This window comes from Microbacterium sp. NPDC057741 (assembly GCF_042798735.1).
Taxonomy (GTDB): domain Bacteria; phylum Actinomycetota; class Actinomycetes; order Actinomycetales; family Microbacteriaceae; genus Microbacterium.
Genome location: NZ_JBHVJW010000001.1, coordinates 584,344 through 597,208 on the forward strand (window position 1 = coordinate 584,344; position 12,865 = coordinate 597,208).

General features: G+C 69.2%; 12 protein-coding genes and 1 tRNA gene. 7 read left to right on the forward strand and 6 right to left on the reverse strand.

The features are described from left to right. Positions 1–7: 7 nt before the first annotated feature. The 3 genes from ACFVDO_RS02880 to ACFVDO_RS02890 form a co-directional block, all read right to left on the reverse strand. Positions 8–742 (reverse strand): zinc ribbon domain-containing protein, encoded by a 735-nt coding sequence (locus ACFVDO_RS02880; protein WP_378859494.1) that lies wholly within the window; start codon positions 740–742, stop codon positions 8–10. Positions 743–762: 20 nt separating this feature from the next. Next, a complete protein-coding gene (locus ACFVDO_RS02885) occupies positions 763–1,158 on the reverse strand; it encodes a YchJ family protein (protein ID WP_378859493.1) in 396 nt (131 codons plus the stop codon). Then, positions 1,158–1,234: transfer RNA gene (locus ACFVDO_RS02890), tRNA-Val, on the reverse strand. The genes ACFVDO_RS02885 and ACFVDO_RS02890 overlap by 1 nt, the downstream gene beginning before the upstream one ends. A 153-nt stretch (positions 1,235–1,387) precedes the next feature. Between ACFVDO_RS02890 and aceE the strand changes: the two genes are divergently transcribed. The 6 genes from aceE to ACFVDO_RS02920 all read left to right on the forward strand — a co-directional run bounded on the left by aceE (position 1,388) and on the right by ACFVDO_RS02920 (position 8,978). Continuing rightward, a complete protein-coding gene (aceE, locus tag ACFVDO_RS02895; RefSeq protein ID WP_378859492.1) occupies positions 1,388–4,114 on the forward strand; it encodes a pyruvate dehydrogenase (acetyl-transferring), homodimeric type in 2,727 nt (908 codons plus the stop codon). A gap of 7 nt (positions 4,115–4,121) precedes the next feature. Further along, the gene (locus ACFVDO_RS02900) at positions 4,122–5,339 is read left to right on the forward strand and encodes a PucR family transcriptional regulator (protein ID WP_378859491.1); all 1,218 of its coding nucleotides are present in this window, start codon (positions 4,122–4,124) and stop codon (positions 5,337–5,339) included. An 85-nt stretch (positions 5,340–5,424) separates the two neighbouring features. After that, positions 5,425–6,345: an ACP S-malonyltransferase gene (locus ACFVDO_RS02905; RefSeq protein ID WP_378859490.1), complete on the forward strand. Its 921-nt coding sequence runs from the start codon at positions 5,425–5,427 to the stop codon at positions 6,343–6,345. Next, entirely contained in the window at positions 6,342–7,343 is a 1,002-nt protein-coding gene (locus tag ACFVDO_RS02910) for a beta-ketoacyl-ACP synthase III (RefSeq protein WP_378859489.1), read from the forward strand. The genes ACFVDO_RS02905 and ACFVDO_RS02910 overlap by 4 nt, the downstream gene beginning before the upstream one ends. 64 nt (positions 7,344–7,407) lie before the next feature. Continuing rightward, on the forward strand, positions 7,408–7,656 hold the full coding sequence (locus ACFVDO_RS02915) for an acyl carrier protein (RefSeq protein WP_116242207.1): 249 nt from the start codon (positions 7,408–7,410) through the stop codon (positions 7,654–7,656). An 80-nt stretch (positions 7,657–7,736) separates the two neighbouring features. After that, positions 7,737–8,978 carry a beta-ketoacyl-[acyl-carrier-protein] synthase family protein gene (locus ACFVDO_RS02920; RefSeq protein ID WP_378859488.1) on the forward strand — a complete coding sequence of 414 codons (1,242 nt, stop codon included), beginning with the start codon at positions 7,737–7,739 and terminating at the stop codon, positions 8,976–8,978. Positions 8,979–9,037: 59 nt separating this feature from the next. On the opposite strand, the gene ACFVDO_RS02925 is transcribed toward ACFVDO_RS02920, so the two are convergent. Further along, complete coding sequence (locus ACFVDO_RS02925; RefSeq protein ID WP_378859487.1) at positions 9,038–9,694, reverse strand: YitT family protein; 657 nt, start codon at positions 9,692–9,694, stop codon at positions 9,038–9,040. 96 nt (positions 9,695–9,790) lie between these two features. Here ACFVDO_RS02925 and ACFVDO_RS02930 point away from each other — a divergent pair, with 96 nt between their 5' ends. Beyond that, a complete protein-coding gene (locus ACFVDO_RS02930; protein ID WP_378859486.1) occupies positions 9,791–11,194 on the forward strand; it encodes a PLP-dependent aminotransferase family protein in 1,404 nt (467 codons plus the stop codon). A gap of 126 nt (positions 11,195–11,320) precedes the next feature. Here the strand turns inward: ACFVDO_RS02930 and ACFVDO_RS02935 are convergent, their stop codons facing one another. Then, the gene (locus ACFVDO_RS02935; RefSeq protein ID WP_378859485.1) at positions 11,321–11,824 is read right to left on the reverse strand and encodes a DUF3145 domain-containing protein; all 504 of its coding nucleotides are present in this window, start codon (positions 11,822–11,824) and stop codon (positions 11,321–11,323) included. A 169-nt stretch (positions 11,825–11,993) separates the two neighbouring features. Further along, complete coding sequence (locus ACFVDO_RS02940) at positions 11,994–12,767, reverse strand: hypothetical protein (RefSeq protein WP_378859484.1); 774 nt, start codon at positions 12,765–12,767, stop codon at positions 11,994–11,996. Positions 12,768–12,865: the final 98 nt, after the last annotated feature.

Below are 12,865 nucleotides of genomic sequence, written 5' to 3' on the forward strand. Positions count from 1 at the left end.
ACCGGGGTCAGAGCCCGGATTCCTCGGTGCGCACCAGGATCGCACCGCACTCCGGGCACGAGACGACCGCGTCGGAGGCCTGACGGCGGATCGCGGTGAGGTCGGTGCCCGAGAGCACCATCCGGCATCCCTCGCAGGTGCCGGCGCGCAGCAGCGCGGCGGCCGGGATCGTGCGCACCGCGCGACGGTCGTAGTCCGAGAGCAGCTCGGCGGGGATGCCGCCGGCGACGGCCGCACGGTCGCGGGCGAGCTGCTCGCCCTCGGCCTCGGCGGCGGTCATGTCGGCCTTGGCCTGACGTGTGAGCTCGCCGCCCTCGGCACTGGTCGCGTCGATCAGTGCCTGCTGCGCCGCGACCGCCGCATCCGCCTCCTCGACGGCCCCCATGCGCTCCAGTTGAACATCCTCGAGCGAGCTGAGTCGCTGACCGAGACTGGCGATCTCCTGCTCGAGCGCGACGGCGTCCTTCGGGCTGGTCACCGTCGCGAGTCGCTCGGCGTCGCGATCGCGGCGCTTCTCGGCCAGAGCGACATCCGACTCGACGCGTGCCAGCTCGGTCTGCGCGTCATCCCGCACGCCGGCGAGAGCGGTCAGCTCGCGAAGCTGATCCTGCCGCTGCGCGGCGAGCTCGGAGATCCGGGCACCTTGAGCGGGGTTCTTCGCGGCCTTCGCGGCCCGCGCGATGCGCAGGTCGAGATCGGCGATGTCGAGCAGGGCGCGCTGGCTTTCGGGAGTGGCGTTCACGAAGTCCAATCTACCCAGTGTCAGCCCAGATCGCCGTCGACGTAGAACCAGTCCCGTCCCTCTCTCACGAACCTGCTGCGCTCGCGCAGCTCGCCCTGGCCGGATGCGTCGCGATAGGCCGCGACGAAGGCGACGACGCCGTCACGGTCGAACGGCCCGCCGGCCTCGGTCGCGGAGATCTCCAGCCAGAGCCAGCGGGTCGCCTCGTCGAGGTCCAGCACCTCAGGACGGGTGGACGGATGCCACGACCTGAGCAGGTACGCCGCGTCACCGACCGCGAACGCCGTGAACCGCGAGCGCATCAGACGCTCCGCGGTCGGCGCCGGTCTCCCGGCGAGGACCGGGCCGCAGCACTCGCCGAAGCGCGAACCGCTGGAGCACGGGCAGCGTGTGGAGTCGTCGGGGGTGATGGACATGGTGCGCCCAGAGAGACTCGAACTCCCGACCCCCTCGGTGTAAGCGAGGTGCTCTAACCAACTGAGCTATAGGCGCCTGCGTCCCACTTTAGCCAGGTTCACGGTGCGCCATGACGTCGCCGCGGAGGGATAGGCTGAGCACAGTGCGCGTTGTGTGAAGCCGACAAGGCTCACCGATGCGGCATCCCGTTCCCTTGGCATGATCTGCCAGCATGACGAAAGGTCGACCGTGACCGTTCACGATCAGGATCCGTACTCGCAGGGCCCGCAGGACAGCGACCCGGAGGAGACCGGCGAGTGGCAGCAGTCACTCGATGAACTCGTCGATGCGAAGGGCCACGGCCGCGGGCGAGAGATCATGCTCAGCCTGCTGAAGCGCTCCAAGGATCTGCACCTGGGCGTGCCGATGGTTCCGACCACCGACTACATCAACACCATCGCCCCCGAGAACGAGCCAGCGTTCCCCGGCGACGAGGAGCTCGAGCGCCGCTACCGGCACTGGATCCGCTGGAACGCCGCGATCACCGTGCACCGCGCCCAGCGCCCCGGCATCGGTGTCGGCGGCCACATCTCCACCTACGCCTCCGCGGCGTCGCTGTACGAGGTCGGTCACAACCACTTCTTCCGGGGTCGCGACGACGCCAACGGCGGAGACCAGATCTTCTACCAGGGCCACGCCTCCCCCGGCATGTACGCCCGAGCCTTCCTCGAGGGTCGTCTCACCGAGACGCAGATGGACGCGTTCCGCCAGGAGAAGTCCGGCGCCCCGAACGGGTTGCCGTCGTACCCGCACCCGCGGATGATGCCGGAGTTCTGGCAGTTCCCGACCGTGTCGATGGGCATCGGCCCGATCAACGCGATCTACCAGGCAATGACGAACAAGTACCTCGCCAACCGTGGCATCAAGGACGTCTCGGACTCGCACGTCTGGGCGTTCCTCGGCGACGGCGAGATGGATGAGGTCGAGTCCCGCGGCCAGCTGCAGGTCGCCGCGAACGAGGGCCTGGACAACCTCACCTTCGTGATCAACTGCAACCTGCAGCGTCTGGACGGCCCGGTCCGCGGCAACGGCAAGATCATCCAGGAGCTGGAGAGCTTCTTCCGCGGCGCCGGCTGGAACGTCATCAAGGTGGTCTGGGGCCGCGAGTGGGACGACCTGCTCGCCCGCGACACCGAGGGTGCGCTGCTGAACCTCATGAACGTCACGCCCGACGGCGACTACCAGACGTACAAGGCCGAGAACGGCGCCTACGTGCGCGAGAACTTCTTCGGTCGCGACGAGCGCGCGCTCGCCCTGGTCAAGGACCTCACCGACGATCAGATCTGGCAGCTGCGCCGCGGTGGTCACGATTACCGCAAGGTCTACGCCGCGTACAAGGCGGCCATGGAGCACAAGGGCCAGCCCACCGTCATCCTCGCGAAGACCGTCAAGGGCTACGGCCTCGGTCCGCACTTCGAGGGCCGCAACGCGACCCACCAGATGAAGAAGATGACGCTGGACGACCTCAAGCTGTTCCGCGACACCATGCACATCCCGATCACGGATGCGCAGCTCGAGGCCGACCCGTACCGCCCGCCGTACTTCCACCCGGGTGAGAAGGACGAGACCATCCAGTACATGCTGGACCGCCGTCACGACCTGGGCGGCTTCCTGCCCGAGCGGCGCAGCACGCACGTCGGTCTGCAGCTGCCCGACGACAAGGCGTACTCGCTGCCGAAGAAGGGCTCCGGCAACCAGGAGGTCGCCACGACCATGGCCTTCGTGCGCATGGTCAAGGACCTCATGCGCGTGAAGGGCTTCGGCGAGCGGATCGTGCCGGTCATCCCGGATGAGGCCCGCACGTTCGGCATGGACGCGTACTTCCCCACGGCGAAGATCTACAACCCGAACGGCCAGAACTACACCTCGGTCGATCGGGAGCTGCTCCTCGCCTACAAGGAGAGCCCGCAGGGCCAGCTGATGCACGTCGGCATCAACGAGGCCGGTGCGACCGCCGCCTTCACCGCGACGGGCACCTCGTACGCGACGCACGGCGAGCCGCTGATCCCGATCTACATCTTCTACTCGATGTTCGGATACCAGCGCACCGGTGACGCCTTCTGGGCTGCCGGCGACCAGATGGCGCGCGGTTTCGTGATCGGCGCGACCGCAGGCCGCACCACCCTGACCGGTGAGGGCACCCAGCACGCGGACGGTCACTCACCGCTGCTCGCCTCGACCAACCCGGCGACGCTCGTCTACGATCCCGCCTTCGGCTACGAGGTCGCGCACATCGTGCAGGCCGGTGTCGAGCAGATGTACGGCGGCACGCACCCCGACCCTGACGTCATGTACTACATCACCGTGTACAACGAGCCGATGCGCCAGCCGGCGGAGCCCGAGGATGTCGACGTCGAGGGCATCCTCAAGGGTCTGCATCGCATCTCGGTCGGCTCCGGCGAGGGCCACCGCGCACAGCTGTTCGCCTCCGGCGTCGGCGTGCCGTGGGCGCTCGAGGCGCAGCAGCTGCTGCGCGACGACTGGGGTGTCACCGCCGATGTCTGGTCGGTGACCTCGTGGAACGAGCTGCGCCGCGACGGCCTCGCCGCCGACGAGCACAACTTCCTGCACCCCGAGCAGGAGCCGCGCGTCGCCTACCTGACGCAGAAGCTGCAGGGCGCCGAGGGTCCGGTCATCGCGACCAGCGACTTCATGCACGCCGTGCAGGACCAGATCCGCCAGTGGGTGCCCGGTTCCTACTACACGCTGGGCGCCGACGGGTTCGGCTTCGCCGACACCCGTGCCGCCGCTCGCCGGTTCTTCAAGATCGACGGTCCGTCCATGGTCGTCCGCACCCTCCAGGCGCTGGCGGATGAGGGCAAGGTGGAGCGCTCGGTCGTCGGACAGGCCATCGCGAAGTACGACCTGTACAACGTGAACGCCGGCACCAGCGGGAACGCGGGCGGCGAGAGCTGAGAACCAGGTGACTGCGACTCCTCCGCCGGCCGTCGACAAGGCTGCCTCCCTCGCCTGGCTGCGCCGTATCTCCGGCGATCTGGCCACGGCGACGATCAAGCGCCTCGAGGAGACGCTGCCCTGGTACGCCGACATGCCACCGGCCCGACGGTCCTCCGTCGGGCTGGTGGCCCAGGCCGGGATCACCTCGTTCATCCAGTGGTACGAGGATCCGAGTTCGACGCCGTGGATCGGCGCGGACTTCTTCGCCGCTGCTCCTCGTGAGCTGCTGCGCAGCGTCAGCCTGCAGCAGACCCTGCAGTTGATCCGCGCGACAGTGGACGTCACCGAGGAACGGGCCGCGGGCAAGGACGAGAACATCCGCGAGGCGATCCTGCTGTACTCGCGCGATGTCGCCTTCGCCGCCGCCGACGTATACGCGCGCGCCGCTGAGTCCCGCGGTCTGTGGGATGCCCGCCTCGAGGCCCTCGTCGTCGACTCGATCCTCACCGGCGAGGCCGACGAGGAGCTGCCCAGCCGCATCGCGGCCCTCGGCTGGCACGGCCACGGCGAGGTGAGCGTCATCGTCGGCACGACGCCGGCGCAGTTCGACGTCGACACGGTCCGCCGCACGGCGCGCAAGCTCGCCGTCGACGTGCTGATCGGCGTGCAGGGCTCCCGGCTCGTGCTGGTGGTCGGCCGCGCCCGCCTCCCCGGTCGTGAGGAGCCTGTCGACGAGCTGCCCTTCGAGGAGATCGCCAGCCGGCTGGAGCCTTCCTTCGGGCCCGGATACGTCGTGCTCGGCCCGCCGGTCGCGGCCCTGGTGGATGCCGGTCAGAGTGCCCGCGCAGCACTTGCGGGTTTCGCCGTCGCACGGGCCTGGCGTGGAGCGCCGCGACCTGTCGAGGCCGACGACCTGCTGCCCGAGCGCGCTCTCGCCGGCGACGCGCTGGCGAAGCAGACTCTGATCGAGCGGATCTACCGCCCGCTCCAGGCGCACTCCCCCGACCTCGTGACCACCCTGTGGAGCTATCTCGACAACGGGCGCTCGCTCGAGGCCACGGCCCGCGAGCTGTTCGTGCACCCGAACACGGTGCGCTACCGCTTGAAGCGGGTCAGCGAGGTGATCGGCTGGGATGCCACGGGTCCGCGTGAGGCGCTGATCCTGCAGACCGCGCTCATCCTCGGCTCGATCGGAACCGCCGAGCAGGTGCGCCGTCGCCCGCTGGGGCGACGCCCGCGCTGACCTCTGTGCGCCACGCACAAACGAATCGCCGATTGTTGTGAGAGATCATCCACCGCTTCCGCGTGATCGTTGACAGAATGGGTGAGTGATCGTCGTCGCCTGCCCTGGACAGGGCTCTCAGACCCCCGGCTTCCTCTCCCCCTGGCTCGAGCTCGACGGTGTCGCCGAGCAGCTCGCCGCCTTCTCGGATGCCGCGGAGGTCGACCTGGTCAAGCACGGAACCGAGTCCGACGCCGACACCATCCGTGACACCCGAATCGCTCAGCCGCTCATCGTCGCCGCTTCCATGGTCGCCGGCAAACAGCTCGCGGAGCGAGCCGGACGTCGCCCCGACGGCCTCGCCGGGCACTCGGTCGGCGAGCTCGCCGCCGTCGCCGCAGCGGGCGTCATCACCGGCATCGACGCGATGCGCCTGGTCGGTATCCGCGGCCGCGCGATGGCGGATGCCGCCGCTCGCACTCCCACCGGCATGAGCGCCGTGCTCGGAGGCGACGCCGACGAGGTGCTCGCCCTGCTCGCCGAGCTCGACCTGACGCCCGCGAACTACAACGTCGCGGGCCAGATCGTCGCGGCGGGCTCCCTGGAGAACCTCGCCAGGCTCGCCGAGAACCCGGTCAAGGGCAGCCGCGTCCGCGCCCTCGAGGTCGCCGGCGCGTTCCACACCTCGTACATGGCCCCCGCGGTCGAGGCGCTGCGCGCCGCGGTCGACGAGGTCACTCCCGAGGACCCCTCCGTCACCCTCTGGTCCAACCGCGACGGCGCCGTGGTGGCGGACGGTCGCGACGCCCTGGATCGCATCGTCACCCAGGTGTCGTCGCCCGTGCGCTGGGACCTGTGCATGGAGTCGATGACCGAGGCCGGCGTCTCCGGCCTGATCGAGGTCGCCCCGGCGGGCGCTCTCGTCGGCCTTGCCAAGCGCGGCCTGCGCGGCGTACCGAACGTCGCCGTCAAGACCCCGGAAGACCTCGAGGCGGCGGTGGCGCTGCTGAACGGAGAAGCAGCATGACCCGCACGCTCGCCCACACCACCGGTCCTGCGTACACCCGCATCTACTCCTACGGCGCAGCGCGTGGCGAGAACGCGGTCCCGAACGACGATCTGGTCGGCCCGATCGACTCCAGCGACGAGTGGATCCGCCAGCGCACCGGCATCATCACCCGTACCCGCGCCGTGCCGGAGACCGACGCGATCGACCTCTCCACCGCCGCGGGCAAGGAAGCCATCGAGAAGTCGGGCATCGACCCGTCCGACATCGACCTGGTCATCGTCGCCACGATCAGCAACCCCAAGCAGTCGCCGTCGGTCTCGGCCATCGTCGCCGATCGCGTCGGCGCGAACCCCGCAGCCGCCTACGACATCAACGCCGCGTGCGCAGGGTATGCCTACGCGATCACCCAGGCCGACGCCCTGATCCGCAGCGGCGCCGCGCACTACGCGCTGGTCATCGGCGCGGAGAAGCTCTCCGACATCGTCGACCCGACCGACCGCAGCATCTCGTTCTTGCTCGGCGACGGCGCCGGCGCCGCCGTCGTCGGCCCGAGTGACACCCCGGCGATCTCGCCGGCGGTCTGGGGCTCCGACGGCAGCAACGCCGAGGCAGTGGGCATGAACCACACCCTCACGGAGTTCCGCGACGGCGCCGCCCCCTGGCCCACGCTCCGCCAGGAGGGCCCGAAGGTGTTCCGCTGGGCTGTCTGGGAGATGGCGAAGGTCGCGCGCGAGGCTCTGGACCGTGCCGGCATCGAGGCCTCCGACCTCGCCGCCTTCATCCCCCACCAGGCCAACATGCGCATCATCGACGAGTTCGCCAAGCAGCTCAAGCTGCCGGAGACCACCGTCATCGCGCGCGACATCGAGACCACCGGCAACACATCAGCAGCATCCATCCCGCTGGCGACGCACCGCCTGCTGCAGGAGCACCCGGAGCTTTCGGGCGGTCTCGCGCTGCAGATCGGCTTCGGCGCGGGTCTGGTCTTCGCCGCCCAGGTCGTCGTCCTCCCCTGAGAACGCGCACCCGTTCCCTAGACTGTTCCCGGTTCCGAATACCACCCCAAGAAAGAGGAAAGAAATGGCTCTCACCAACGACGAGGTCCTCGCGGGCCTGGCTGAGCTCATCACCGACGAGACCGGCATCGACGCGTCCGAGGTCGCCCTGGAGAAGTCGTTCACCGACGACCTCGACATCGACTCGATCTCGATGATGACGATCGTCGTCAACGCCGAGGAGAAGTTCGGCGTCACCATCCCCGACGACGAGGTCAAGAACCTGAAGACCGTCGGCGACGCCGTCAGCTTCATCGTCGCCGGCGCGGAGTAATTCCCGTGGATGCCACCCCCGCACACCCTGCGGGGCGTGGCATCCGCCGTCCCTGAACGATCCCCACGAAGGAACCATCCATGACCAAGCGCATCGTCGTGACCGGTATCGGCGCCACGTCCGCCCTCGGCGGCACGGCCCCGGAGAACTGGCAGAACCTGCTTGCGGGAGTCCCCGGCGCGCACACCCTGCCGCACGAGTGGATCGAGACGTACCAGATCCCCGTGAAGTTCGCCGCCGAGGCATCCGTCCGCCCCGAGGAGGTCCTGCCCCGGCACGAGGCCAAGCGCCTCGACCCCTCGACCCAGTTCGCGCTGATCGCCGCGCGCGAGGCGTGGGAGGATGCCGGATCGCCGGAGATCGAACCCGAGCGCCTCGGCATCGACTGGGCGACCGGCATCGGCGGCGTCTGGACGCTCCTCGACGCGTGGGACACGCTGCGTGAGAAGGGCCCCCGCCGGGTGATGCCGCTCACGGTCCCGATGCTGATGCCGAACGCCGGCGCGGGCAACCTGTCGCTGCACTTCGGCGCCAAGGCGTTCGCCCGCACCGTCGTCAGCGCCTGCGCCTCCAGCACCGAGTCGATCGCGAACGCCTACGAGCACCTGCAGGACGGTCTGGCCGATGTGGTCATCGCCGGTGGTGCGGAGTCCGCGATCCACCCGATCACGATGGCTTCCTTCGCCTCCGCCCAGGCGCTCTCCCGTCGCAACGACGACCCCGAGGGCGCGTCGCGTCCGGGTGCCGTCGACCGCGACGGCTTCGTGATGGGCGAGGGCGGTGCGGCACTCGTGCTCGAGACCGAGGAGCACGCCAAGGCCCGCGGCGCGAAGATCTACGCCGAGCTCGTGGGCGGCGGTGTCACTGCCGACTCGTACCACATCACCGGCAACGACCCGACCGGCGCGGGTGCGGCCCGGGCCGTCGAGGCCGCACTCGAGCAGGCGGGCGCCTCGCCCGCCGAGGTCACGCACATCAACGCGCACCTCACTTCGACCCCGGTCGGCGACCCGAACGAGTACGAGGCGCTGAAGCGGGTGTTCGGCGCGCGGATCGACGAGATCCCGGTATCAGGCACGAAGGCCTCCACCGGTCATCTGCTCGGCGGCACCGGTGCGCTGGAGGCGGTCTACACCGTGCTCGCGCTGCGCGACCGCGTTGCCCCGCCGACGATCAACATGACCGAGCAGGACCCGGCCGTCCCGTTCAAGCTCTCCGGAGAGCCGCAGGCGCTCGGCGAGGGGCCGCAGCTCGCGATCAGCAACTCGTTCGGCTTCGGCGGTCACAACGCGGTCGTCGCGTTCCGCAGTTACGACGGCTGACCGACGGATGCACGTCGAGGCGCCTCCGGGGAGATCCCCGGAGGCGCCTTGCGTATCCGTCACCGGGTGGCGAGCTCGCGTGTCCTCGCCCCGCGGAACCGGGTGAGACGCGGCAGGAACCAGCCGATCAGCGGGCCGACGCCGAAGGCGAACAGCAGGGTGCCGACGCCCACGGGGCCACCGAGCAGGAACCCGATCACCAGGACGATCCCCTCGATCAGTGTGCGGACGATCCACACCCGCCAGCCGGTCCGCTGGACCAGTCCGGTCATGAGCCCGTCGCGTGGCCCCGGGCCGAAGTCCGCGGAGATGTAGAGACCGGTGGCGAAGGCGAGCAGCACGAGTCCGAACAGGAACAGCGGCACACCCGCCCACAGCGAGGGCGCCGCAGGGACGAGCCACAGCGTCAGATCCGCGCTCGGCCCGATGAGCAGGGCGTTGAGCACCGTGCCCAGTCCGAGGCGCTGGCGCAGCGGGATCCAGAGCAGCAGCACCACCACCGCCGTGAGGTTGGTCACGAGCCCGTAGCCGAGACCGGTTCGCGCGGAGATCCCGAGAGACAGGACGTCCCAGGGGGCGACGCCGATGCCGCCGCGGATCATGAGCGCCAGCGCGACGCCGTAGAGGAACAGACCCGCCACCAGCTGCAGCAGGCGCTCACCGAGATCCCTGGGGCCTCGCCACGAGATCGGCAGCAGGATGGATCGGAGATTCATCCCCTCATGCTGTCGGAGCGTCCTCACCCGTTCGTCGGGCCACCACAGCGAAAGTGGCCTGGGTGTTCCAGTCCACTCTGCCGCAGAATGGACTGCATGAGCTCACGACTGGTCACCCTGCTCGGAGTGCAGAGCGCCGCAGGCGCTTCCGCGGCGTCGCTCGCGGATCAGATCCGCGCGCTCGTCCTGGACGGCAGGCTCACCGTCGGTGAGCGACTCCCGAGCGAGCGAGCGCTGGCACTCGAGCTGCGGCGATCCCGCTCGACGATCACGCACGCCTACGACCTGCTCGCCGAGGGCGGCTATGTCCACCGGGTGCACGGCGGGGGCACCGGAGTGACACTCCCGCATCAGCGGCGGGCTCCTGCGCCCGCCGTCGACGCGGACTCGATCGACATGTCCGTCGCCTCGATGGGATCGACGCCAGGTCTGTACGACGCGACGGTGCGGGCGCTGCCCCGCCTCGCCGGACTCCGCGGCACCAGCGGATACTCGCTGCAGGGGCTGCCCGACTTCAGGGATGCCGTCGCGCGGCGCTTCACAGAGCGCGGCGCACCTACCTCCGCGGACGAGATCGTGATCACGGCCGGTGCGATGCACGCGCTCAACCTGGTACTGAGCGCGATCGGGCGCCGCGGCGAACGGGCGCTGATCGAGCAGCCCACCTTCCCGCACGCGATCGAGGCTCTGCAGCGACACGGGTACCGGATGCTTCCGACCCCGGTGGATGTCGACGGCTGGGACGCCGAGCACGTCACCGACACCCTGCTGAGTGCACGCCCGGATCTCGCCTACCTCATCCCGGACTTCCACAATCCCACCGGGGCGAGCTTGCCGGATGGTTCCCGGTCGGTCATCGCCGCGACGGCACGCAGCGCCGGCACCCGCATCATCGTCGACGAGACCACCGCAGAGCTCGACATCGATCGCGGTTGGACACCCGTGCCGTTCGGCGCCCTGGGACCGCACGTGATCACCATCGGCTCGCTGTCGAAGCTCGCCTGGGGCGGGCTGCGGCTCGGATGGATCCGAGCCGAGAGGGCCACCGTGGACCGCATCCTCGCGACACGGGCCTCCTACGACCTGGGAACGGCGTTCCTCGAGCAGTGCATCGCCGTCGAACTGCTCGACGACCTTCCCGAACTCGCCGCCCAGGTTCGCACCCGGCTGTCCGCGGGGCGCGAGGCGATCGCCGCCGGCATCGCAGCCCTGGACGGAGCGACCATGTCGCACGTGCCCGGCGGTCTCTCCGCTTGGATCGACCTGGGCGCTCCCATCTCCACGGAGCTGTCCCTCGCCGCGCGGTCGCACGGACTCATCCTGCCGCCCGGGCCGCGCTTCGCCACAGGGGGCGTGCTGGAGCGACGGATGCGGATCCCGATCACCCACGACCCCGAGACCGCGACCGAGGCGATGCACCGGTTCGCTCGAGCCTGGCAGGACGTGCGGCACGGCGCGACGCCCCCGGTCGGGGTCTACCCGCGCACCGCCGTCATCTGATCCGGACATGACGGAGCCCCCGCCTTCCCCGGCGGGGGCTCCTGTCGTATGCGAGAGATTCGCCTTCTCGGTCTCCGGGAGCATTCACCGGATCCCGCTACTCGCGCCTCTCCCGCAAGTGTGTGGTTATCCCACCTTGTGCAGCCAGACCACTCGGGAGTCGTCACTGGCATGCCGGAACGGCTCCAGCTCCTCGTCCCAGGCCGCGCCGAGCGCCACGTCGAGCTCGCGCTGCAGCTCGGCGATGCTCCCGGCCGCGATCTCCATGGCGTACCGGATGCGGTCCTCGCCGATGACGATGTTGCCCGCGGCATCCGTCTGGGCGTAGTGGATGCCGAGATCGGGGGTGTGCAGCCAGCGGCCGCCGTCGCTGCGCGGAGTCGGATCCTCCGAGACCTCGAAGCGCAGATGCTCCCACCCTCGGATCGCGGTCGCGAGCGCGGCGCCGGTGCCGACCGGGCCGTCCCAGTAGAACTCCGCGCGGCGCGTGCCCTGCTGCACCGGCTGGTCGCTCCAGTCGAAGTTGACGGCACGACCGAGAGCGCGTCCCACCGCCCATTCGAGGTGCGGGCAGAGCGCGCGAGGCGAGGAGTGGATGTAGACCACTCCCCGTGCGTATCCCGTCGCCATGATCTCTCCGTTTCATCAGGTGCGTCTTCCCCTACGACCTGAGCCACGGATGCTGGCGGACTATGCGGTTATACGGCGATTATCGTCGACATTCCGAGGAATGACAAGCATGTAACACAGAACGGCCCCGATTCGTGGATCGGGGCCGTTCCGAGGGGAGCGCTGAGGATCAGGCCTCGCTCATCGCGAGCTTCTCCTGCTGGCCCTTGGCGGCGTAGTACGCGGCGCGAGCGGCATCCTTGCGGGCCTGCTCGGCGTAACCGGCCTCGAGCACGTCCTGCGCGACCTCGAACTGGGTGTGCTGGTCGGTGCCGTGGTACTTCTCGATGTAGGCGTCGAGCTCCGGGCCCGAGGTCCACGAGGTGATCAGGCAGTAGCGCGGCTCGGTGCCGTTGTGGGTGGTCGCGTGCCACAGGCGCTGCGTGTCGACGATCAGCTGGGCGCCAGCCGGCAGAGCGATGCGGTACTCGATGCTCGGGTCGGTGCGGTTCTCACGCAGGACGAAGTAGCTGTCCTTGTCATCGGTGAGGTTGAAGAATCCACGCACGACCCAGCCGGTGCCGTCCGGGTTCAGGCGGTTGTTGTCGTCCTGGTGCAGGTTGTAGAGGCAGTCGCCGTAGGGCGTGGGCTGCAGCTCGATGACGCGGCAGCGGCCGACGTTGGCACCGGGCTCCTGTGCACGCGCGGTCAGCGTCGGGGCGATGGCGGTCTGCGACTCGATCCAGACGCCGTCCTTGTCGGTGCGCGGCGGCTTGTGGTTCCAGAAGCCGTTGCACTCGATCTCACCCTTGGCACTGGCTAGCGGCGAGAAGCGCGTGTCACCCGAGGACTTCCAGTCGACATACTCGATGTCGAGCCATTCCTTCGGGTCCATTTCCCCGCCGTAGCTGTCGAGGATGACGAAACCCTTGTCCTCAAGGGCTGCGGACTTGATGTATCCCATGATCGAGTCATGTCCTTTCGTAATGGGCCAGCGAAGTTTTAACAGGCCCTACTTAGGTAAGCCTACCTCCCGTCCCTGGACGCGCTGGAGAGGCGGGC

Bases quoted from the DNA above. Each gene is read 5' to 3' on its own strand.
- ACFVDO_RS02885 (WP_378859493.1), bottom strand. From the start codon at position 1,158: ATGTCCATCACCCCCGACGACTCCACACGCTGCCCGTGCTCCAGCGGT.
- ACFVDO_RS02910 (WP_378859489.1), top strand. From the start codon at position 6,342: ATGACCCGCACGCTCGCCCACACCACCGGTCCTGCGTACACCCGCATC.
- ACFVDO_RS02915 (WP_116242207.1), top strand. From the start codon at position 7,408: ATGGCTCTCACCAACGACGAGGTCCTCGCGGGCCTGGCTGAGCTCATC.
- ACFVDO_RS02920 (WP_378859488.1), top strand. From the start codon at position 7,737: ATGACCAAGCGCATCGTCGTGACCGGTATCGGCGCCACGTCCGCCCTC.
- ACFVDO_RS02925 (WP_378859487.1), bottom strand. From the start codon at position 9,694: ATGAATCTCCGATCCATCCTGCTGCCGATCTCGTGGCGAGGCCCCAGG.
- ACFVDO_RS02930 (WP_378859486.1), top strand. From the start codon at position 9,791: ATGAGCTCACGACTGGTCACCCTGCTCGGAGTGCAGAGCGCCGCAGGC.
- ACFVDO_RS02935 (WP_378859485.1), bottom strand. From the start codon at position 11,824: ATGGCGACGGGATACGCACGGGGAGTGGTCTACATCCACTCCTCGCCT.
- ACFVDO_RS02940 (WP_378859484.1), bottom strand. From the start codon at position 12,767: ATGGGATACATCAAGTCCGCAGCCCTTGAGGACAAGGGTTTCGTCATC.